Raw genomic sequence first — 22,735 nt, 5'->3', positions numbered from 1 at the left:
CTACCCCTTCGACGCGACCTTGAAGACGCTGCGCTCGGGCAGCGGGGAGGCGACGGCGGTCTCGTCGGTGACGACGGGCGCGCCGCCGACGAAGCCGCGCAGCTCGTCCCCCGCGACGACCTTCGCCGGATGCGGACCGCCCGCGAGCAGCCGCGGCACGAAGTCGAGCGGCAGCACGCTGTTCGAGGCGACGAGCACGATGTTGCCGAAGCGGCGACCCTTGAGGATCTGCGTCTCGGCGAACGCGGCGACCTCGCTGAAAACGGACTGCAACGTCGCCGCCTGGCTGCGCGCGAACGCGAGTCCGGGCCCGTCGGCCACGTTGACGGCGAGGATGCCGTCGGCCGCGAGCAGCGCGCCAACCTCGCGGTAGAACTCCGCGCTCGTGACGTGTGCGGGCGTGCGCGCGCCGCTGAAGATGTCGGAGATGACGAGGTCGGTCGTGCCGCGCAGCCCCGCGGGCAGGCGGCCGAGCACCTCGCGGGCGTCGCCGTAGCGCACCCGGATCTGCGCGCGCTTCGACCACGGCAGGTTCTCGCGCACGAAGTCGACGAGCTCCTGCTCGAGCTCGATCACCTGCTGACGGGAGCCCGGTCGGGTCGCCTCGACGTAGCGCGGCAGCGTGAGGGCGCCGGCCCCGAGATGCACAGCCGTGATCGGCGCGCCGGGGTCGCGCACGAGGTCGACGACGTGGCCGATGCGCTGCACGTACTCGAAGAACAGCTCGCTCGGGTCATCGAGGCTCACATGCGACTGCGGCGTGCCGTCGACGACGAGCTGGAACGCGCCGGGCACGAAGCGGTCCGGCTCGATCACCGCGGAAAGGCCGCTGTGCTTCAGCACGATCGACGGAAGCTCGCTCATACGGGAAGTCTACGGCGGTGATGCCGCGGTGGCGCGGCGGCGCGTGAAAGGTGGCGCGGAGTGTGCCACTCGTTGTTGGAAATCGTTCAGGTCAGCTCGCGCCGCACACGACTAGCCTAGAAACGTGCGCATCGACCTCAACTGCGACCTGGGCGAGACCGTCGACGGACAGCCGACGGCCGACGATGCCGCCATGTTCCCGCTCATCACGAGCGCGAACGTCGCGTGCGGATTCCACGCGGGGGATGCCGCCACGATGCAAGTCTCGTGTGAACGCGCCGTTCAGCACGTCGTCGCCGTCGGCGCCCACGTGTCCTACGCCGACAGGGAGAACTTCGGGCGCACCGACCTCGAAGTCGACGACGGCGTGCTCGAGGCGCAGATCCGCGAGCAGCTCGAGGCGCTCGCCGAGGCCGCTGAAGCAGCCGGCACGCGCGTCCGCTACGTGAAGCCGCACGGCGCCCTGTACAACCGCATCGCCCGTGATCGCGACCGCGCCGACGTGGTCGCCGCCGCCGTCTCCGGCTTCGACCCGGCGCTCCCGCTCATGGGGCTGCCGGGCTCGCACGTGGCCGACGCGGCTGCCGCCGCCGGACTGCGTTTTCTGCGCGAGGCCTTCGTCGATCGCAACTACCTCGCCGACGGCTCGCTCGTTCCCCGCAGCCGACCCGACGCGCTCCTCGCGGGCGGCTCGGTCGCGCTGCGCGCCGTCCGCATCGTCACCGACGGCGCCGTCACCGCGGTCGACGGCACGCTGCTGCGGCTCGAGGTCGATTCGCTGTGCGTGCACGGCGACAGCCCGGGCGCCGTCGAGATGGCGCGTGCGGTGAGGCGCGAGCTGGATGCCGCCGGCGTGAGCGTCGAGGCGCGCGCATGAGTCACAGCATCCGCCGGGTCGGCGATCTCGCGCTGCTCGTCGAGTGCGAAAGCCTCGCCGAGGTCATGGCACTGCACCGCGGCCTCAGCGAACGTCCGGACGCGGTCGTCGACATCGTGCCGGCGGCGCGCACGATCCTCGTCACCATTGCGGAGCCGCGGCAAGCTGACCGTATCGCGACCTGGCTGCGGGAGGCGACACCTGTTGCCGCCGACGAGGGCGGCCCCCTGGAGCCGGTCGAGATCGAGGTGCAGTACGACGGCGAGGACCTCGCGGAGGTCGCACGGCTCACGGGGCTGTCGGAGCGCGAGGTCGTTGAAGCCCACACGGGTGCCCGGTGGGAGGTCGCCTTCGGCGGCTTCGCACCCGGGTTCGGGTACCTCGTCTGCAGCGACGAGCGGCTGCGCGTGCCGCGGCGCACGTCGCCGAGGACGCGCGTGCCGGCCGGGTCGGTCGGCCTCGCGGGGGAGTTCACCGGGATCTACCCGCGCGAATCACCGGGCGGCTGGCAGCTCATCGGTCGCACGGACGCCGTGCTGTGGGACGCGGAAGCCGAGCCCCCGGCGCTCCTGGAGCCTGGCGTCACGGTTCGATTCCGGGAGGCGTCGTGATCTCCCTCCTCATCACGACCGCCGGGCCGCTGACGACGGTGCAGGACCTCGGCCGGCCCGGGTACGCGCACATCGGCGTCCCTCATGCGGGCGCCCTCGATCGCGGAGCGCTTCGACTGGGCAATCGCCTGCTCGGGAACCGCGAGGGCGCCGCCGCGCTCGAGATCACGGTGGGCGGCTTCGAGGCGGTCTTCAGCGACGAGTGCTGGTTCGTCGTGACCGGGGCATGGGCGCCGCTGCGTCTCGACGGCGAGCCGGTCGACCCGCACGCACCGACGCGTGCGCTCGCCGGCCAGTCGCTGAGCATCGGCGTCGCCGAGCGCGGGCTGCGCAGCTACCTGTCGGTGCGCGGCGGATTCGCCGCCCCGCCGGTGCTCGGCTCGCGCTCGCGCGACACCCTCGCGGGGATCGGGCCGGCGGTGATCACGGACGGCGACGAGCTGCCCATCGGGAAGCCGCCGGCGGACGGCGTGCCGACGCTCGAGATCGCCCCGTGGGGACCCCCTGGCGACGGTCGGGTCGAGGTGGGCGTGCACGCGGGACCGCGGCAGGACTGGTTCACCGCGGCATCCGTCGATCGCTTCTTCACCTCCCCGTGGGAGCTCTCGCCCGAATCGAACCGCATCGGTGCGCGCCTGCTCGGGCCGCCGCTCGAGCGCGAGCGAGACGATGAGCTGCCGAGTGAGGGAATGTTCGCGGGCGCGATTCAGGTGCCGCCGTCCGGGCTGCCGACGGTGCTGCTCGCCGACCACCCCGTCACGGGCGGCTACCCCGTCATCGGCGTCGTGCGGGACGCAGACCTCGACGCGTTCGCGCAGCTGCGGCCCGGGCAGCAAGTCGCGTTCCGGCACGCATAGCCGAACGCGACCATAAAAAGAGCTATGGCGAGCGGTTCGCCCTCGCCTCTATGATCGGCGCGTGAGTCGCGTCGTGTTCATGTGCGGCCCCGCCGGAGCGGGGAAGACGACGGTCGCGAGTCGCCTCGTCGCGGACGAGGGCTTCGAGCGGCTTTCGGTCGACGAGGAGGCGTGGAACCGGGGCCCGTGGCGTTCGCACCCGATTCCCGCGGCCGTGGCGCAGGAGATCGACGTCGAGCTGCGCGCGCGGCTGCTCGCGCTGATTGCGATCGGCCGCGACGTCGTCCTCGACTACTCGTTCGCCGCGAAGGCCGTGCGCGACGACTATCGAGCGCTGCTCGCTCCGCTCGGCATCGTGCCCGAGACCATCTACTTCGACACTCCACGCGAGGTCGCCCTCCAACGGGTTCGCAACCGTCGCGGCGAGGGGCCCAACGACGTCATGCTGAGCGCCGAGGTCGCCGCCGCCTACTTCGACGGCTTCGAAGTGCCGACGCCGGACGAGGGACCGTTGACCGTCGTCACCTCACCGGCCAGCGGGCACGGCTGAAACCTGCACCGGGAACCCCGACGCGACGGAGTTGCCCACGGTAGATGCCGCCTTCGCTCGTCTGATGACCTCGTCCACGGGGGAGCCGTCGGTGGCCTGCGCCTCGACGGTGACGTTCACGCCGGTCACGCGCGCCGGCTGGCCCTCGAGAGTCAGCTCGACCTCGACGTGGAGGTCGTCGATGACGACGCCCATGTCGTGCGCCGCATACTGGACGTCGTTGCAGAGGCAGCCGCCGATCGCCAGGGCAAGCAGCTGGCCTCCGTTGAAGCCGAGGCCGAGGCCGCCCGCGACGTCGGGCGGGCGGTCGACGACGAGCGTGTGCGAGCCCGCGGCGCCGACCGCCGCGCGAGTTCCCGAGATGCTGTGCAGAGCCACCGTCATCGTCGACATGGTCGTCTCGCTCCCGCGACTACTGGAGAGTCGCCTCTGAAACGCACGTTATACCTGAGAGAGTGCCGATCGTCAAGAACCGCAGTGGACACGGCGCGTCAAAAGACATACACTTGATCTTTGCGCTCCCTGACGTTCTACCATGCCTTCATATTGCGGTCGGCCAACGTGCATCTGCTTCGCGCAGGGCACTAATAAACATGGCGTGAGGCGAGTACTCCATTACTAACAGTAACTAGGCCCGACGGGGCCCACGGAGGTTATATCCCTTGGCTGCTGCGCGCAACGCAACCACAACCACATACAAGAACGGCCGTAACGCACATCGGCCTTCATTCGCCAAGATCAGTGACACGCTGACCGTCCCGGATCTTCTGGCACTTCAGACGGAGAGCTTTGACTGGCTCGTCGGAAACGAGCACTGGAAGGAGCGCGTCGCCGAGGCGGCCGCATCCGAGCGCAGGGACCTGCCGTCCGCGTCCGGACTCGAGGAGATCTTCGAAGAGATCTCGCCGATCGAGGACCTGGGCGAGACCATGCAGCTCTCGTTCGCGAATCCGTACCTCGAGCCCGAGAAGTACTCCATCGAGGAGTGCAAGGAGCGCGGCAAGACCTACGCGGCCCCGCTCTACGTCGAGGCCGAGTTCATGAACCACCTCACGGGTGAGATCAAGACCCAGACCGTCTTCATGGGCGACTTCCCGCTCATGACCGCGAAGGGCACGTTCATCATCAACGGCACCGAGCGTGTCGTCGTGTCGCAGCTCGTCCGCAGCCCCGGCGTGTACTTCGAGCGCACGCCCGAGAAGACGAGCGACAAAGACGTGTTCTCGGCGCGCATCATCCCGAGCCGCGGCGCATGGCTCGAGTTCGAGATCGACAAGCGCGACCAGGTCGGCGTTCGCGTCGACCGCAAGCGCAAGCAGTCGGTGACCGTGTTCCTCAAGGCCCTCGGCCTCACGAGCGAGCAGATCCTCGACGAGTTCGCCGGCTACGACTCGATCGCCTCGACGCTCGAGAAGGACCCGATCCTCACGAAGGAAGACGCCCTCCGCGACATCTACCGCAAGCTGCGTCCGGGCGAGCAGGTCGCCGCAGAAGCCGCTCGTGCGCTTCTCGACAACTTCTACTTCAACCCGAAGCGCTACGACCTCGCGAAGGTCGGTCGCTACAAGATCAACACGAAGCTCGGTCTCGAGGCCCCGCTGAGCGACTCGGTGCTGACCGTCGACGACATCGTCGCGACGATCAAGTACCTCGTCCGCCTGCACGCCGGTGAGACCTCCTACACCGGCACGCGCAACGGCAAGCCGGCCGAGATCCGCCTCGACGTCGACGACATCGACAACTTCGGCAACCGTCGCATCCGCGCCGTCGGCGAGCTCATCCAGAACCAGGTCCGCACCGGTCTGTCCCGCATGGAGCGCGTCGTCCGCGAGCGCATGACCACGCAGGACATCGAGGCCATCACCCCGCAGACCCTGATCAACGTGCGACCCGTCGTCGCCGCGATCAAGGAGTTCTTCGGAACGAGCCAGCTGTCGCAGTTCATGGACCAGAACAACCCGCTCGCGGGTCTGACCCACAAGCGCCGCCTCTCGGCGCTCGGCCCCGGTGGTCTGTCGCGTGAGCGCGCAGGCGTCGAGGTGCGCGACGTGCACCCCTCGCACTACGGCCGCATGTGCCCGATCGAGACCCCTGAAGGCCCGAACATCGGCCTCATCGGCTCGCTCGCGACCTTCGCGCGCATCAACGCGTTCGGCTTCATCGAGACGCCGTACCGCCGCATCGTTGACGGCAAGGTGACCGACCAGATCGATTACCTCACGGCCATGGAAGAAGAGGACTACATCGTCGCGCAGGCGAACGCCGTGCTCAACGACGACAACACCTTCCGGGACGACCGCGTGCTGGCTCGTAAGGAAGACGGCGAGGTCGACCTCGTCCCCGTCGAGGAGATCGCCTACATCGACGTCTCCCCGCGCCAGATGGTCTCGGTGGGCACCTCGCTCATCCCGTTCCTCGAGCACGACGACGCGAACCGCGCCCTCATGGGTGCGAACATGCAGCGCCAGGCTGTGCCGCTGCTCCGCAGCGACTCGCCGTACGTCGGAACCGGTATGGAGGGCTACACGGCCATCGACGCCGGTGAAGTCGTCACCGCGACCGAGGCCGGTGTCGTCACCGAGGTCTCGGCCGACGCCGTCACGCTGCAGCTCGACGAGGGCGGCACGAAGACCTACTACCTCGACAAGTTCGTGCGCTCCAACCAGGGCAACAGCTACAACCACCGCGTCATCGTCAACGAGGGTGAGCGGGTCGAGGCCGGCGAGGTCATCGCCGACGGTCCGTCCACGCAGAACGGTGAGCTCGCGCTCGGCAAGAACCTGCTCGTGGCGTTCATGCCGTGGGAGGGCCTCAACTTCGAGGACGCGATCATCCTGAGCCAGAACATCGTGAAGGATGACACGCTCAGCTCGATCCACATCGAGGAGTACGAGGTCGACGCCCGCGACACGAAGCTCGGCAAGGAGGAGATCACCCGTGACCTCCCCAACGTCAGCCCCGACCTGCTGAAGGACCTCGACGAGCGCGGCGTCATCCGCATCGGCGCCGAGGTTCGCCCCGGCGACATCCTCGTCGGCAAGGTCACCCCGAAGGGCGAGACCGAGCTGAGCGCTGAGGAGCGCCTGCTTCGCGCGATCTTCAACGAGAAGAGCCGCGAGGTGCGCGACACGAGCCTCAAGGTTCCGCACGGTGAGAACGGCACGGTCATCGCCGTCAAGGAGTTCAACGCCGAAGAGGGCGACGACGAGCTCGGCTCGGGCGTCAACCGCCGCGTCGTTGTCTACATCGCCCAGAAGCGCAAGATCACCGAGGGTGACAAGCTCGCCGGCCGTCACGGCAACAAGGGCGTCATCTCGAAGATCCTGCCGGTCGAGGACATGCCGTTCCTCGCCGACGGAACTCCGGTCGACATCATTCTCAACCCCCTCGGCATCCCGGGCCGCATGAACTTCGGCCAGGTCCTCGAGACCCACCTCGGCTGGATCGCAGCCCAGGGCTGGAAGGTCGAGGGCAACCCGGAGTGGGCGAAGCACCTGCCGGCCGAGACCCGCGAGGGCGCTCCCGGCACCAAGGTCGCGACCCCGGTCTTCGACGGTGCCGAGGAGCAGGAGATCGCCGGTCTTCTCGACTCGACGCTTCCGAACCGCGATGGCGAGCGCCTGATCAACTCGTCGGGCAAGACGCGGCTGTTCGACGGCCGCTCCGGCGAGCCGTTCCCCGACCCGGTGTCCGTCGGCTATATGTACATCCTGAAGCTGCACCACCTCGTCGACGACAAGATCCACGCCCGTTCGACCGGACCGTACTCGATGATCACCCAGCAGCCGCTCGGTGGTAAGGCACAGTTCGGTGGACAGCGCTTCGGTGAGATGGAGGTGTGGGCCCTCGAGGCCTACGGTGCCGCGTACGCGCTGCAGGAGCTCCTCACGATCAAGTCCGACGACATCCTCGGCCGCGTCAAGGTGTACGAGTCGATCGTCAAGGGCGAGAACATCCAGGAGCCCGGCATCCCCGAGAGCTTCAAGGTTCTGATGAAGGAGATGCAGTCGCTCTGCCTGAACGTCGAGGTGCTCTCGGCCGACGGCACGGCGGTCAGCCTGCGCGACACCGACGACGACGCGTTCCGCGCCGCCGAGGAGCTGGGCATCAACATTTCCTCCAGGTTCGAGTCCTCGTCGATCGACGAGATCTAACGCCTGGCCACTGTAGACAACTCACAGAGAATTTCAGGAGAGAAATTGCTCGACGCAACAACATTTGACGAGCTTCGCATTGGCCTGGCGACCGCCGATGACATCCGTCGTTGGTCATACGGTGAGGTCAAGAAGCCCGAGACCATCAACTACCGCACGCTGAAGCCGGAGAAGGACGGTCTGTTCGGTGAGCAGATCTTCGGACCCAGCCGCGACTGGGAGTGCTCGTGCGGTAAGTACAAGCGCGTGCGCTTCAAGGGCATCGTGTGTGAGCGCTGTGGTGTCGAGGTCACGAAGTCCTCGGTGCGCCGCGAGCGCATGGGCCACATCGAGCTCGCAGCTCCCGTCACCCACATCTGGTACTTCAAGGGCGTGCCGTCGCGTCTCGGGTACCTGCTCGACATGGCGCCGAAGGACCTCGAGAAGGTCATCTACTTCGCCGCGTACATGGTCATCAGCGTCGACGAGGAAGCTCGTCACGCCGACATGCCCGGTCTCGAGAACGAGCTCCGCCTCGAGCTGAAGACGCTCAGCGAGCAGCGCGACGCGCGCATCGCCGACCGTCTGAAGAAGCTCGAGGATGACCTCGCCGCTCTGGAGGACGAGGGTGCCAAGGCCGACCAGAAGCGTCGCACCAAGGACGCCGCTGAGAAGGAAATGACCCAGATCCGCAAGGGCTTCGACGAGCAGATCGCTCAGCTCGAGCGCGTGTGGGAGGACTTCCGCAACCTCAAGGTCGGCGAGCTCAAGCCCGAGGACGCCGTGTTCCACGAGCTGCAGGACCGCTACGGCCTGTACTTCGAGGCGTACATGGGCGCCGAGTCGGTGCAGAAGCGCCTCGCGAGCTTCGACCTGGCTGCCGAGGCCGAGGCTCTGCACCTGCAGATCGCCGAGGGCAAGGGTCAGAAGAAGATCCGCGCCATCAAGCGCCTCAAGGTCGTCAACGCGTTCCTGCAGACCGGCACCTCGCCGGCCGCGATGGTTCTCGACGTCGTCCCCGTGATCCCGCCGGAGCTGCGCCCGATGGTTCAGCTCGACGGTGGCCGCTTCGCGACGAGCGACCTCAACGACCTGTACCGCCGTGTCATCAACCGCAACAACCGACTTCGTCGTCTGCTCGACCTCGGCGCCCCCGAGATCATCGTCAACAACGAGAAGCGGATGCTGCAGGAAGCGGTTGACGCGCTTTTCGACAACGGCCGCCGCGGCCGTCCCGTCACGGGCACCGGAAACCGTGCGCTGAAGTCCCTGAGCGACATGCTCAAGGGAAAGCAGGGTCGCTTCCGTCAGAATCTGCTCGGAAAGCGCGTCGACTACTCGGGCCGTTCGGTCATCGTCGTCGGCCCGCAGCTCAAGCTGCACCAGTGTGGTCTGCCGAAGCAGATGGCGCTCGAGCTGTTCAAGCCGTTCGTCATCAAGCGCCTGATCGACTTGAGCCACGCTCAGAACATCAAGGCCGCGAAGCGCATGGTCGAGCGTGCACGCCCCGAGGTGTGGGACGTGCTCGAGGAGATCATCCGCGAGCGCCCGGTTCTGCTGAACCGCGCTCCGACGCTGCACCGTCTCGGCATCCAGGCCTTCGAGCCTCAGCTGGTCGAGGGTAAGGCCATCCAGCTCCACCCGCTCGTGTGTGCCGCCTTCAACGCTGACTTCGACGGTGACCAGATGGCCGTGCACCTTCCGCTGTCGGTCGAGGCTCAGGCCGAGGCTCGCATCCTCATGCTCGCCTCGAACAACATCCTCAAGCCGTCGGACGGCCGCCCGGTGACCCTGCCCTCGCAGGACATGATCATCGGTCTGCACCACCTGACGACTCTCACCGAGGGTGCTGTCGGAGAGGGCCGCGCCTTCTCGAGCGTCGCCGAGGCCATCCTCGCGATGGACCAGCACACGCTGCACCTCAACGCGAAGGTCCGCCTCCGCCTCGACAACCTGCACTTCCGTGCGGGCGAGGAGCCCGAGGGCTTCGAGCAGGGCAAGCCGTTCCTGTTCGAGACCACCCTCGGTCGCGCGATCTTCAACGAGGCGCTGCCGGCCGACTACCCGTTCGTGAACGAGGTCGCCGACAAGGGCAAGCTGAGCCAGATCGTCAACGACCTGGCCGAGCGCTACTCGAAGACGGACACCGCGACGACCCTTGACAACATCAAGGACGCCGGCTTCCACTGGGCGACCCGCTCGGGTGTGACCGTCGCGCTGAGCGACATCCTCACGCCGGCGTCGAAGAAGGACATCGTCGCCAAGTACGAGAAGCAGGCCGCGAAGGTTCAGGGCCAGTTCGACAAGGGTCTCACGACCGACGCCGAGCGTCGCCAGGAGCTCATCAAGATCTGGACCGAGGCCACCGACGAGGTCGCCCAGGCGATGCGCGAGGGCTTCCCGGCTGACAACACCATCAACCGCATGGTGTCGTCGGGTGCTCGTGGTAACTGGTTGCAGATCCGCAACATCGCGGGTATGCGTGGACTGGTGAACGACCCGAAGGGTGGCATCATCCCGCGTCCGATCATCTCGAGCTACCGCGAGGGACTGTCGGTCGCCGAGTACTTCATCGCGACGCACGGTGCTCGTAAGGGTCTGGCCGACACGGCTCTCCGTACGGCCGACTCGGGTTACCTGACCCGTCGTCTCGTCGACGTCTCGCAGGATGTCATCATCCGCGAGAAGGACTGTGGCACCTCGCGCGGCCTCGAGCTGCCGATCGCCGCGTTCGACTCGCAGGGCACCCTGGTGCGCGACGCGAACGTCGAGAACTCGGTGTTCGCTCGCTCGCTCGCGACGGATGCCGTCGACGCGAACGGCACGGTCGTCGCCGAAGCAGGATCCGACGTGGGCGACGTGCTCATCGACCAGCTGGTCGAGGCGGGCGTGGAGACCATCAAGGTTCGCTCGGTGCTGACCTGTGAGTCGGGCGTCGGCGTGTGCGCCGCCTGCTACGGCCGCTCGCTCGCGACCGGAAAGCTCGTCGACATCGGAGAGGCCGTCGGCATCATCGCGGCCCAGTCGATCGGTGAGCCCGGAACGCAGCTCACGATGCGTACGTTCCACACCGGTGGTTCCGCGTCGGCGGATGACATCACGCAGGGTCTTCCCCGCGTGCAGGAGCTCTTCGAGGCTCGTACCCCGAAGGGTGCGACCCCGATCGCCGAGGCCGCCGGCCGCGTCACGATCGAGGAGACCGACAAGAGCCGCAAGATCATCCTCACCCCCGACAACGGCGACGAGCCGGTCGTCTACCCGGTGCTGAAGCGCGCGACGCTTCTCATCGAGGACGGCCAGCACGTCGAGCTCGGCCAGCCGCTCCACGTCGGTGCGATCGACCCGAAGGAAGTCCTGCGCGTGCAGGGCGTCCGCGAGGTCCAGAAGCACCTCGTCGGCGGCGTGCAGGGCGTGTACCGTTCGCAGGGTGTGCCGATCCACGACAAGCACATCGAGGTCATCGTGCGCCAGATGCTCCGCAAGGTCACCGTGGTCGACCACGGCGACACGGAGCTCCTGCCCGGTGAGCTTGTCGACCGTTCGCGCTACAACGAGCTGAACCGCGCCGCTCTCGCAGAGGGCAAGCGCACGGCATCCGCTCGTCAGGAAGTCATGGGTATCACCAAGGCTTCGCTCGCGACCGAGTCGTGGCTGTCGGCCGCGTCCTTCCAGGAGACGACCCGCGTGCTCACGCAGGCCGCCATGGAGGGCAAGCGCGACCCGCTCGTCGGTCTCAAGGAGAACGTCATCATCGGTAAGCTCATCCCCGCCGGTACGGGCCTCGGCAAGTACCGCAACGTCGCCGTCGAGGCGACCGAAGAGGCGAAGGCTGAGCGCTACCCGAACCGCATCTTCGCGGATGACGGCGCCTTCAGCGAGTCCGACCTGTCGTTCGTCGACTTCGACAGCTTCTCGAGCGACGACTTCAATCCGGGCACGTACAGCTAAGGCTGACTGCTGAACGAGGGCTCCGATGATCCACACGGATCATCGGGGCCCTCGTCGTCTCTGGCGGTCCGTGCCCGTGCGCCTCGGCGTGTACGATCGTTCCAGGCCGGCCAAATCACAGGGAGAGCGGATGAGCAGCACGGGCGAAGGACGCAAGTCCTCACGCGTATGGTTCATTGTGGCGACTGTGGTGATCGCCGTTCTCGTGTTCGCGAGCGGAATGCTTGTCTCCGGCCTCGTCTCCGCGTCCAAGGCTGACGATGCGCCCTCGGCCCCTACGCACACGACGCGGCCGGCGAAAGCCCAACGCCCGCTGCCGAAGAACCAGCCGCCGGCCGAGCTCACGGGACCGAACCCGACCTCGTGCGAGAAGATCTACTCTCCCGAGATGCTGCAGAAGCTGCAGGCGACCGGGATGCCGCTCAACGACCCGTCCGTCCAGGGCAGCGTCGGCACGAAGGACGACGAGCTCCGCGCCGTGATCGAGTCCCACAAGCCGCTCAACTGCAGCTGGGGCTACGCGGGCGACTTCGGGCTCACGACGAGCATCGTGCGGCTGGATGCCGACACGGTGAAGAGCGTCATCGACCGCATGGGCACCCTCGGCTACCGCTGCGAAGACGAATCGGGCGGCACCCGCTGCCTCGTCGCGTTCACGCAGGCCGGCAACCGCTACGGCGAATCCCACTTCATCCGCGACGGCGTCTGGCTCGCGACGAGCTGGGTGAACTACGCGCCCGCGAACTACACGCCCGACATCGTCGCGATCCTCTGGCCCGACACCGCCGGGAGCGGCACAGGGGAGTGACCGGCTCGGGTGTCACCCGAGCAAGTGACCCCCTCACGCGGGACTATCCCATACCAGCGATGGCTCGATAGTCTGAGCGACGCGCCGGGAAAACCCGAATCTCGGCGCGCGGCCGCGCCTGAACCCCACTGCGGCCACCTCGTCCCCTGAGGAGCGCCATGCCGTCGATCGTTGAGATCCTCATCATGCACGGCGCGCTCCCCATCGAGCACGTGGATCGCATCAATACGCGCAGTCAGATCGATGACGAGCCGACGCTGCAGCGCTACGTGCAGGACGGACTTGTCACCGAGGGGCAGCTCGCGCGCGCCCGCGCGTCACAGCGCGGCATGCCGTTCGTCGAGCTGCTCGAGTACCCGGTGGAGCGCACGGCGGTCGCCCTCGTCCCCTCCACGATCTGCCGCCGCTACGAGCTGCTCCCGATCGCCGTCATCGAAGGCAAGCTGCGCGTCGCAGTCGCCGACCCGAACAACGTCATCGCCCTCGACGACGTACGCGCCGCGACCGGCATGCCCGTGCAGCCCGTCATCGCCGAGTCGAGCGACCTGCGCAGCGCCATGGATCGCTTCTTGCGCGCCGACGACGAGCTCAGCGACCTGACAAGCACCCTCGAAGAGGAGGCCGGGCCTGCCGAGATGTCGGTGAGCGAGGCCTCCGACGACGAAGCGCCTATCGTGCGGTTCGTGAACCTGCTCGTATCGCAGGCCATCCAAGACAACGCCTCCGACATCCACATCGAGCCGGCCGAGCACGAGCTGCGCGTCCGCTACCGCATCGACGGCGTGCTGCATGAGATGCAGGGCGCCCCCAAGAGCATCCAGAACGGCGTCATCTCCCGCCTCAAGATCATGAGCGAGATCGACATCGCCGAACGGCGTCGCCCGCAGGACGGCCGCATGTCGGTGAGCCACGGCGGCCGCGCCATCGACTTGCGCGTCGCGACGCTGCCGACGGTGTGGGGCGAGAAAGTCGTCATGCGCATCCTCGACAACTCGAACACGAGCCTGTCCCTGCGCGACCTCAACATGCTCGACACCAACCTCGAGACCTTCAGCACCTCGTTCTCGAAGCCGTACGGCATGATCCTCGTCACCGGCCCGACGGGCTCCGGAAAGTCGACGACTCTCTACACGACCCTCGGCACCATCTCCCGCCCCGAGATCAACGTCATCACTGTCGAGGACCCCGTCGAGTACCGCATGGCCGGCGTCAACCAGGTGCAAGTGAACCCCAAGGCCGGACTTACGTTCGCCGGCGCCCTGCGCTCGATCCTCCGCTCAGACCCCGACGTCGTGCTTATCGGTGAGATCCGCGACCACGAGACGGCGCAGATCGCCGTCGAGGCCGCCCTCACCGGCCACCTCGTGCTCTCGACGCTGCACACGAACGACGCCCCGAGCGCCGTCGTCCGCCTCACCGAGATGGGCATCGAGCCGTTCCTCGTCGGCTCCGCGCTCGACTGCGTCGTCGCCCAGCGCCTCGCGCGCCGCCTCTGCGACCACTGCAAGCAGCCCGTCGAATACACGCACCGCGAGCTCAAGCGCATGCGCTTCCCCGGCACCGACGCCGACGGCAACACTCCCGTGCTCTTCGGACCGGTCGGCTGCCAGCGGTGCTCCAAGACCGGCTACCGCGGACGCATCGCCCTGCACGAGGTCATGAGCGTCACCGAGCAGCTCGAACGCCTCACCGTCGAGCACGCCTCGAGCGCCGACATCACGCGCGCCGCCCAGGCAGAGGGCATGCTCACGCTGCGCGACGACGGCTGGGCGAAGGCGACCATGGGGCTCACGTCCCTCGAAGAGATCCTGAGGGTCGTCGTGTAGCCGCATCCGATACCTGAACCCGCATTGCTGCGATGAACCCCGCAGCCTATTCACCACACACGACACGAGGGAGCGCATGTGGTAGACGAACGGCCCATTTACGAGATTCCGGTCGTAGACGGCGAGGCGCCGAGTTTCGACGAGATCCTGCGAACGCAGGGAGTCGACAGCGGATCGGATGCCGCCGCGCCCACCCGCGGCGAGCGCTTCCGCTCCCGCCGCGAGCTCGCCGCCGAGCGCGAGGCGCAGGCAACCTTCGGCGTGCCGCTCGACGGGGCGAACACACCGGGCGGCCCGACGGCGCTCAACATGCCTGCGAGCGCGCCGACCGAGCCGCCCGCGGTCTCGGTCGCTCCGCCGATGAGCGCGACCGAGCCGGCGACGACGCCGTACCCGGTTTCGCGCGCCGGCACGCCCTCGTATGGTCTCGTCTCCGCACCGGTCGAGACCCGCAACTTCACCCTCGACGAAGCGCTGCGCGAGGTCGTGCGCCTCGGCGCGTCCGACCTGCACCTCACGGCCGACGCGCCACCCATGCTCCGCATCAACGGCGGACTGCAGCCGATCGAGGGCGCACGCCCGTGGAGCGTGCCGACGATCACGCGGGAGCTCCGGCAGATCCTCAACGAGCGCCAGTCGGCGCTGTTCAACGACACGCTCGAACTCGACTTCGCGCACCCGCTCGACGAGTCGAGCCGCTTCCGCGTCAACTACTACCAGCAGCGTGGCCTCATCGGCGCGGCCTTCCGCCTCATCCCCACCGAGATCAAGTCGCTGCGCGACCTCGGCGTGCCCGAGTCGGTCGAGCGCTTCTCGACGCTGCCGCGCGGTCTCGTGCTCGTCACCGGCCCGACCGGCTCCGGCAAGTCGACGACGCTCGCCGGCCTCATCGACCTCGTCAACAAGCAGCGGGCCGACCACATCGTCACGGTCGAGGACCCGATCGAGTTCATGCACCGCAACCAGAAGTCGATCGTGAACCAGCGCGAGGTCGGCGAAGACACCCACAGCTTCGCCAACGCGCTCAAGCACGTCCTTCGCCAGGACCCCGACGTCATCCTCATCGGCGAGATGCGCGACCTCGAGACGATCTCTGTCGCCCTCACCGCCGCCGAGACCGGCCACCTCGTCTTCGCGACCCTGCACACGCAGGATGCGGCGCAGACGATCGACCGCGTCATCGACGTGTTCCCGCCGCACCAGCAGGGGCAGGTGCGCACGCAGCTGGCCGCGACACTACAGGGCGTCGTTTGTCAAACCCTCGTGCCGCGCGCGAGCGGCAAGGGCCGGGCGGTCGCGACCGAGGTGCTCGTCATGACGCCGGCGCTCTCCAACCTCATCCGCGAAGGCAAGACGCACCAGATCCTCTCGTCCATGCAGGCGGGCAAGGACCTCGGCATGCACACGATGGACCAGCACCTCGCACAGCTCGTCAACGCGGGCACGATCACGGTGAAGGACGCCGAGAAGAAGGCGCACGACCAGGCGGGCTTCCGCTCCCTCCTGTACGGCGCTCCGTCGCCCACCGAAGACAAGGCACGCGCCCTGCAGGCTTCTGGACCCAGCTTTGGAGATAGCTACTCTGAGCGGAGGCGCTGATGCCCACCATCACCGGATATACCTACAAGGGCCGCAACGAGGCCGGCAAGATCGTCAAGGGCAAGATGGATGCCTCGGGCGAGGCCGCCGTCGCCTCGAAGATGCGAATGCTGGGCCTCTCGCCCGTCGAGATCGCCGCGGCTCCGGAGGCGACGGGCCTTAATCGGGAGATCTCGATTCCCGGACTCTCGAAGGGCGTGACCCTCAAGGACCTCGCGATCATGAGCCGGCAGATGTCGACCATGACGAGCGCCGGACTGTCGCTGCTGCGCACGCTCAGCATCCTCGCCGAGCAGACCGAGTCGAAGCCGCTCGCGAAGATTCTCGTCACGGTCCGCGACGATGTAGAAGCCGGCTCATCGCTGTCGGACTCCATGAAGAAGTTCCCTCAGGACTTCCCGCCCATCATGATCAACATGGTGCGCGCGGGCGAGACCGGCGGCTTCCTCGACAACGCCCTCAACACCGTGGCGACGAACTTCGAGAAGGAAGTCGAGCTCCGCAACAGCATTAAGTCCGCCATGACCTATCCGATCGTGGTCGTCGTCATGGTGATCCTCGCAGTCGCCGGCATGCTGATATTCATCGTGCCCGTGTTCAAGGACATGTATGAGGGCATGGGGGGCACGCTCCCGCTGCCGACCCAGTTCCTCGTGATCCTGTCGCAGAACATGATCTGGGCAGGGCCGCTGATCATCATCGTCGCGGTCGTCACCGCCATCTGGTGGAAGCAGAACAAAAACACCGAGTCGGTGCGGCAGAAGGTCGACCCGCTCAAGCTCAAGATGCCCGTATTCGGGATGTTGAACGTCAAACTCGCGATCGCGCGGTTCTCCCGCAACTTCGCTGACATGATCGGCGCGGGCGTGCCCATTCTGCAATCGCTCGCGATCGTGGGGGAGACCTCCGGCAATTGGGTGATCGAGAAAGCGTTGGTCAAGGTCGCCGACTCCGTCCGCACCGGTAAGTCGATTGCCGGCCCGCTGAGCGAGGAGCCAGTGTTTCCCGCCATGGTGACCCAGATGGTCGCCGTGGGCGAGGACTCCGGCGCTCTGCAGCCCATGCTGGAGAAGATCGCCGACTTCTATGACCAAGAAGTGAAGACGACGACAGAGCAGCTCACGTCTCTCATCGAGCCGCTCCTGATCGCATTCCTCGGCATCGTCGTCGGCGGCATGATCGTCGCCCTCTACCTGCCGATCTTCAACATCTACTCGCTTATCGAATAAAACGTGAATAAAGCTCATGAACAGGGGTTTTACCCCCGCTACTGGGGTATGAAACTGGGCGTTTTGTCCCCCCTTCGTGTGTAACCGATGAGCGAAAGCCCAATATACGCTTAGTGCCAGAAGTCGCGCAGCGACACTCGGAACCCGCCGAGTTTTCCCGTAAATCACAGAAATGGAATACCCGACCATGCTCTCTCGCATCACGGCTGCTGCTGCGGCCCGATACAAGGCAATTCAGGAGAAGGAAGAAAAGGGCTTCACCCTGATCGAGCTTCTCGTCGTCGTGATCATCATCGGCGTCCTCGCCGCGATCGCGATCCCGATCTACATCGGGGTCCAGGAAAGCGCCAAGGACAGCGCAGTCAAGTCTGACCTGACCAACGCAAAGATTGCAGTAACGTCCTTCTACACCGAAAACTCAAAGACTCCGACGTTCACCGTTACGCGAGACGCGACTTCAGGTGACGTAACAGGTACTGGCGATTTTGACGCTCTGAAGGCGTACGGTCTGACTCTTTCGAAAGACACCGAATCTGGGAGCTTGACGTTTGGCTCGAGTACAGATGCCGATGACTTTTGTCTTCAGGCACACCGCGACGGTAAGGATGCCTCTGAAGGTTGGTTCTCCATCACAGCCGGTGACGGCGTGACTGATGGAAAGTGCAGCTAGTCGATTCTTGTAGGTGGCGGGATGCTGGAAGTGCCAGCATCCCGCCTCTGCCAATATCGTTCTCACCCTCTGATCCCTAGCGGAGGTGATACCCGTGCGCCGCATCCGCGCCATTCTCCAGAGCCAGTCCGAACCCGAATCGGGCATGACGCTCATCGAAGTCATCGTCGCGATGATGATATTCGCGATCATCGCACTTGGCGTCGCCTTCACCATGACCAACGTCATGTCGCTCACTCGAGACAACCGCGAGCGGACTGCCGCCGTGAACCTAGCCGCTTCAGAAATCGACCTCGTCCGGTCATTTGACGACGTCTTTGCTGTCACCGACAACCCCTCGACGAAGACGGTCGGTGGAACCACTTACACGATCACTCGCGACACCTCCTGGGTCTCCTCTTCTGGCGCCGACGTCAGCTGCACGAGTGGTGGGGACTCGCTGCAATACAAGCGCATCAACGTCCGAGTGAGTTGGCCCGAGCAAAAAGCTCAAGGAGCCAACCCCGTTCAAGCGGATACGATTCTCACCCCCGGTTCGCGCATCAACCAGCCCACAACCGGCACGATCCTCGTCTCGGTGACCAAGGGGTCCGGCAGCGGCTACGCCGGCGTTACCGTCAAAGCGGTACCCAAGTCCGGCGGGGCAACCACGATTACCGAAACGATTCCCGCAACAGACGCCGACGGGTGCAGCTACATCCTGAACGTCGAACCAGGAACGTACGACGTGTCCATCAACGTCAGCGGCGGTATCAGCAGCACGCAGTCGACTTCGACTCCAAAAGCGACGACGACCGTCGCGGAAGGGACGTCCTCGGCTGTCGCCTTCACCTATGACAAGGCCGCGACTTATAACGTGAACGCCATCGCAAAACCAAACCCCGCGGCTGAACCTCCTGCTCTCAAGCTCGCGTCAAATCGGGATGTGAGCTTCCTCAGCACATATGGCGCTTTCACCCCCAGCTCTGCAGCGAGTTCGTACGACCTGTTCCCCTGGCAGTCGGGATACGAGGCGCTGCTCGGCGCATACGCCGGCCCGACAACGGAGAAGCCCTGCACAGTCGTCGACCCGAGCGCGTGGGAACCTGACTCGACGGTCGATCCGGCACTCGCGGGCTCTCGCATGCCGGGTGCTGCTGCGGATCCCGGCGGAGGTGTGACCGTCGACATGCCCGTCGCAGCCGTCACAATTTTGGGGCAAAGCGGCACACTCTACGCGACACAACAGACGACGCCGAAACTCCCCGGTGAGCCGGTGTGCACGACGACGCATAAGTACAACTTCGGCACAGTAAACGGTGATGTCACGATCGGACTGCCGTACGGCACGTGGTCGTTTTCCATCGCGACTGGTGGATGGTGGCCGACCGAGTCCACTATCTCGGTGAGCAACGTGACGATCGTCACCGGAGGAGTCATCGACACTGCCGCGAACGTGGTCACGCTCGACCCCAGGGTGGCGCCGTGATCTCGCAACTGCGCGCGCGACTCGAGCGGACCGGAGACCAAGAGCAAGGAATCAGCATGTCTGAACTCCTCGTGTCGATGCTGGTCTTCTCCGTATTGCTCACCGTCGTCGCAGGAATGTACGTGAGCATCACGCGGTCGTCGAATCAGAGTCAAGCGATCGACGCCAGTACGCGCGTGGCCGCAAACGCGATGAATGAAGTGTCTTTAGTAATCCGCAACGGAACGACAATTACCCAGGCCAGCACGACTGATCTGATCGCGGCGTTCCCGGAGGCTAAATCCGACTCGCTCACGGTGTACTCGATTCTCGACTCGACATCAGCGGGTCTCACGCCGGTCAAGGTGCAGTTCTGGATCAACGCGGACAGGGAGCTCATCGAAACGCGCTGGGCGGCCACGAAAACCGGAGAATACTGGACCTGGCCATCGAGCACGCCTTCCACCTCGCGCAACCTCAGCGGATCCCTACTCGTCTCTGAAGAGAAGCCGCTCTTCACCTACCTGGACGAGGCCGGAACGAAGATCACCGGCGGAACCAACGGCACCCTGTCGCCCGACCAACGCGCGAAAGTCACGTCAGTCTCGATCACGATGCGCGTCGAGGCAGCAGATGGTGGAGCGGATCTGCGCACAGTCGACCTTGACAACGTGGTCGGCGTGCCGAATCTCGGAAATGTGAGGCAGGAATGAAACGCTCACTAGCCCGAATGCTGCTTCGAACGCGGACGCGTGCCCAAGAGGAACGCGGCGCCGCACTCGTCATGGCAATCATCATGGGCGTCGTGCTCATGATGGTGATCAGCACAGCCGTCGCTATCGGGCTGAGCGGAGTTCGTAGCTCAAAGACAAACGAAGACTGGAACGCCGCGCTCGCCGCTGCCTACGCCGGCGTCGAGGAGTACCGCAACCGACTCGCGAACGACTCGACGTACACGAAATTCGGCAATCCAGTCTCAGACTTCTCGTCGACAAGTAACGTCTCCGTCGACAGCAATAACCCAGCGTTCGGCATGGGGCCAAGCGGCTCCTGGGCAACGGTGCCCGGCAGCGGGGGAGCAGCCACCTTCCGCTATGAGGTCGACAACTCAAAGTACTCCGCAAAGGGGGTGCTCAGTCTTCGCTCTACGGGCCGGGTAGGCGACTCCACGCGAACCGTCGTGGCGGATCTACGGCAGAGCGGCTTCATCGACTTCCTGTACTTCACCGACTACGAAGTGCGGGATCCGGACCTCGGTGGTCGAAGCTGTACGGTGAGATACCAGTGGCAGGGCTCGGTGAGTTGCGACACCATCCAGTTCGCCTCCGGCGACACGATGAACGGCCCTATGCACTCCAACGACACGCTCCGACTGTGCGGCACGTTCAATGGCGAAGTGACCACGGGAGACCCCGGAACAAGCGGCTCGAACTACATCGCCTCCTGCTCGAATCCCCGGTTCAACTACGGCAAGCCCAAGTCCGGCCAAACGATTGGCATGCCAGAGACCAATTCCGAGATGAAGAAGGAAGTCCGAACCGATCTCGGTGACGACGTCCCCCAGCCCGGGTGCCTCTACACTGGGCCGACAAGCATTGTGCTGAACGGCGATGGCACGATGACCGTCCACTCACCATTCACGAAGTTCACGCGCGTAGCGGGCGACGGGGCAACGAGCGGTACGAAACCAAGTGAGTGCGGAACACCCGGCACAGACTCGAACCAGCTCGGTTCGAGCGGTGGCGCCAAGATCAACGTGCTCGACGAGAACCTCGTCTACGTGCAGAACGTGCCGTCGGTGTCATCAAACAAGAACTACACGCGGAATGGCTCATGGCCGGACGGCTTCACCTGCAAATCCGGCGGCTCCGGATGGACTTTGGGTTCTCTTGCGTATCCCATGGCAGACGAGAAAGTGCCGTCGCTGGACCCTGCACACTATGGGTGTCGCAACGGCGACGCCTTTGTCAAGGGAACGCTATCGGGGGCCATGACTATCGCCTCGGAGAACTACCTCTACGTCACCGGCGATATCAAGTACAAAGACGCGGGCTCTGACATTCTCGGTCTTGTCGGCAACACCGCCGTCTTCGTCTGGAATCCCTACACCTGCACGAGTTGGAACACCGACTGGCGCGGCAACAGAACTACCTGTAGATCCTACGGATTCACAATGGCCAAGAACCGCACAATCAGCGCGGCCATCCTCTCGGTCGCACACAGCTTCACTGTGCAGAACTACGACGTCGGCTCCAGCCGAGGAACACTCACCGTGAAGGGCGCGATCGCCCAGAAGTTCCGCGGTCCTGTGGCGACCACGGGAAACACCGGTTACGACAAGGACTACAACTACGACGACCGGCTGCGATATACCGCCCCGCCGAAGTTCCTTTCGCCCGTCTCGACGACGTACGGCATCAGCAAGGTCGGCAGCGTCGGCTCCGCCTTCAACGCTGACGGGAGCACACGATGATCGATACCGCGCTCGCCGTCCTGCTCATCGCGTTCATCGGCCTCTTCGGCCTCGCGATCGGCTCGTTCCTCAACGTCGTCGCCTACCGGGTGCCCCTCGGGCTCTCGGTCGCGTCGCCGCCGAGCGCCTGCCCGGGCTGCGACAGCCCCATCCGCTCGCGCGACAACATCCCTGTGCTGTCGTGGCTGCTGCTGCGCGGACGCTGCCGCACCTGCCGCGAACCGATCTCGGCGCAGTACCCGCTCGTCGAGGCCGCGTCGGGCATCTTCTTCGTCGCCGTCGCGGCCTGGTTCATGCCGCGCATCGCCGCAGCCGAAACACTCTGGCCGCACGGCGTCGCCGCCTCGCTCGCGCTCGTCGCGTTCCTGTACCTCGCGGCGATCAGCATCCCGCTCACCCTCATCGACCTGCGCACGCAGAAGCTGCCGAACCGCATCGTGCGGCCGGCCTACCTCGTCGCCGGGGCGCTGCTGCTCACAGCATCCGCCCTCACCGGCGACTGGGCGGGCGCGCTTCGCACCCTCGCGGGAGCCGTCATCCTGTTCGTGCTCTACCTCGTGCTCGCCCTCGTCTACCCGGGCGGCATGGGCTTCGGCGACGTCAAGCTCGCCGGCCTGCTCGGTCTCTACCTCGGCTACCTCGGCTGGGGTTCGCTGCTCGTCGGCGGGTTCGCGGCCTTCGTCGTCGGCGGCCTGGTCTCGCTCGCGCTCATCGCCCTGCGCCGCGCGAACCGCAAGAGCGGCATCCCCTTCGGCCCGTGGATGCTCGCCGGCGCCTTGATCGGCGCCCTCGCGGGCGAACCCCTCTTCACCGCATACCTCACCATGCTCGGCATGGCATAGC

General features: G+C 65.8%; 17 protein-coding genes. 15 read left to right on the top strand and 2 right to left on the bottom strand.

From position 1 onward, the window contains the following. The gene (locus BLV49_RS02420) at positions 1-864 is read right to left on the bottom strand and encodes a spermidine synthase (protein WP_091179455.1); all 864 of its coding nucleotides are present in this window, start codon (positions 862-864) and stop codon (positions 1-3) included. 130 nt (positions 865-994) lie between these two features. On the opposite strand from BLV49_RS02420, the gene BLV49_RS02415 reads away from it, so the two are divergent. The 4 genes from BLV49_RS02415 to BLV49_RS02400 all read left to right on the top strand — a co-directional run bounded on the left by BLV49_RS02415 (position 995) and on the right by BLV49_RS02400 (position 3,759). Continuing rightward, positions 995-1,741 carry a 5-oxoprolinase subunit PxpA gene (locus tag BLV49_RS02415; protein WP_091186641.1) on the top strand — a complete coding sequence of 249 codons (747 nt, stop codon included), beginning with the start codon at positions 995-997 and terminating at the stop codon, positions 1,739-1,741. After that, on the top strand, positions 1,738-2,352 hold the full coding sequence (locus BLV49_RS02410) for a 5-oxoprolinase subunit B family protein (RefSeq protein WP_091179454.1): 615 nt from the start codon (positions 1,738-1,740) through the stop codon (positions 2,350-2,352). The genes BLV49_RS02415 and BLV49_RS02410 overlap by 4 nt, the downstream gene beginning before the upstream one ends. Further along, positions 2,349-3,209, top strand: a complete 861-nt coding sequence (locus tag BLV49_RS02405) for a 5-oxoprolinase subunit C family protein (RefSeq protein ID WP_091179452.1) — start codon at positions 2,349-2,351, stop codon at positions 3,207-3,209. Before BLV49_RS02410 ends, BLV49_RS02405 begins: the two co-directional genes overlap by 4 nt. A gap of 61 nt (positions 3,210-3,270) precedes the next feature. After that, complete coding sequence (locus BLV49_RS02400) at positions 3,271-3,759, top strand: P-loop nucleotide/nucleoside kinase family protein (RefSeq protein WP_245723506.1); 489 nt, start codon at positions 3,271-3,273, stop codon at positions 3,757-3,759. Here BLV49_RS02400 and BLV49_RS02395 read toward each other — a convergent pair. After that, positions 3,736-4,152 carry an OsmC family protein gene (locus tag BLV49_RS02395; RefSeq protein WP_091179450.1) on the bottom strand — a complete coding sequence of 139 codons (417 nt, stop codon included), beginning with the start codon at positions 4,150-4,152 and terminating at the stop codon, positions 3,736-3,738. The genes BLV49_RS02400 and BLV49_RS02395 overlap by 24 nt on opposite strands. 269 nt (positions 4,153-4,421) lie before the next feature. Here BLV49_RS02395 and rpoB point away from each other — a divergent pair, with 269 nt between their 5' ends. The 11 genes from rpoB (at position 4,422) to BLV49_RS02340 (ending at position 22,734) form a co-directional block, all read left to right on the top strand. Continuing rightward, complete coding sequence (gene rpoB / locus BLV49_RS02390) at positions 4,422-7,913, top strand: DNA-directed RNA polymerase subunit beta (protein WP_091179447.1); 3,492 nt, start codon at positions 4,422-4,424, stop codon at positions 7,911-7,913. A 45-nt stretch (positions 7,914-7,958) separates the two neighbouring features. After that, complete coding sequence (locus BLV49_RS02385; RefSeq protein WP_091179445.1) at positions 7,959-11,840, top strand: DNA-directed RNA polymerase subunit beta'; 3,882 nt, start codon at positions 7,959-7,961, stop codon at positions 11,838-11,840. Positions 11,841-11,970: 130 nt separating this feature from the next. After that, positions 11,971-12,648: a hypothetical protein gene (locus BLV49_RS02380; RefSeq protein ID WP_143033934.1), complete on the top strand. Its 678-nt coding sequence runs from the start codon at positions 11,971-11,973 to the stop codon at positions 12,646-12,648. Between the two features lie 158 nt (positions 12,649-12,806). Further along, the gene (locus BLV49_RS02375) at positions 12,807-14,474 is read left to right on the top strand and encodes a GspE/PulE family protein (RefSeq protein ID WP_091179442.1); all 1,668 of its coding nucleotides are present in this window, start codon (positions 12,807-12,809) and stop codon (positions 14,472-14,474) included. A gap of 78 nt (positions 14,475-14,552) precedes the next feature. Beyond that, positions 14,553-16,073: a PilT/PilU family type 4a pilus ATPase gene (locus BLV49_RS02370; RefSeq protein ID WP_281245300.1), complete on the top strand. Its 1,521-nt coding sequence runs from the start codon at positions 14,553-14,555 to the stop codon at positions 16,071-16,073. Beyond that, on the top strand, positions 16,073-17,302 hold the full coding sequence (locus BLV49_RS02365) for a type II secretion system F family protein (RefSeq protein WP_176980695.1): 1,230 nt from the start codon (positions 16,073-16,075) through the stop codon (positions 17,300-17,302). Before BLV49_RS02370 ends, BLV49_RS02365 begins: the two co-directional genes overlap by 1 nt. Before the next feature lie 172 nt (positions 17,303-17,474). Then, positions 17,475-17,972 (top strand): type IV pilin protein, encoded by a 498-nt coding sequence (locus BLV49_RS02360; protein WP_245723505.1) that lies wholly within the window; start codon positions 17,475-17,477, stop codon positions 17,970-17,972. A 94-nt stretch (positions 17,973-18,066) separates the two neighbouring features. Continuing rightward, on the top strand, positions 18,067-19,440 hold the full coding sequence (locus BLV49_RS02355; protein WP_091179440.1) for a type IV pilus modification PilV family protein: 1,374 nt from the start codon (positions 18,067-18,069) through the stop codon (positions 19,438-19,440). Then, entirely contained in the window at positions 19,437-20,132 is a 696-nt protein-coding gene (locus tag BLV49_RS02350) for a type IV pilus modification PilV family protein (RefSeq protein WP_091179438.1), read from the top strand. Before BLV49_RS02355 ends, BLV49_RS02350 begins: the two co-directional genes overlap by 4 nt. A 71-nt stretch (positions 20,133-20,203) precedes the next feature. After that, on the top strand, positions 20,204-21,892 hold the full coding sequence (locus BLV49_RS02345; protein WP_245723504.1) for a hypothetical protein: 1,689 nt from the start codon (positions 20,204-20,206) through the stop codon (positions 21,890-21,892). Next, complete coding sequence (locus BLV49_RS02340) at positions 21,889-22,734, top strand: prepilin peptidase (protein WP_091179434.1); 846 nt, start codon at positions 21,889-21,891, stop codon at positions 22,732-22,734. The genes BLV49_RS02345 and BLV49_RS02340 overlap by 4 nt, the downstream gene beginning before the upstream one ends. Position 22,735: the final 1 nt, after the last annotated feature.

Source organism: Paramicrobacterium humi (assembly GCF_900105715.1).
GTDB lineage: Bacteria > Actinomycetota > Actinomycetes > Actinomycetales > Microbacteriaceae > Paramicrobacterium > Paramicrobacterium humi.
This window is presented reverse-complemented; position numbering and strand designations above follow the sequence as displayed.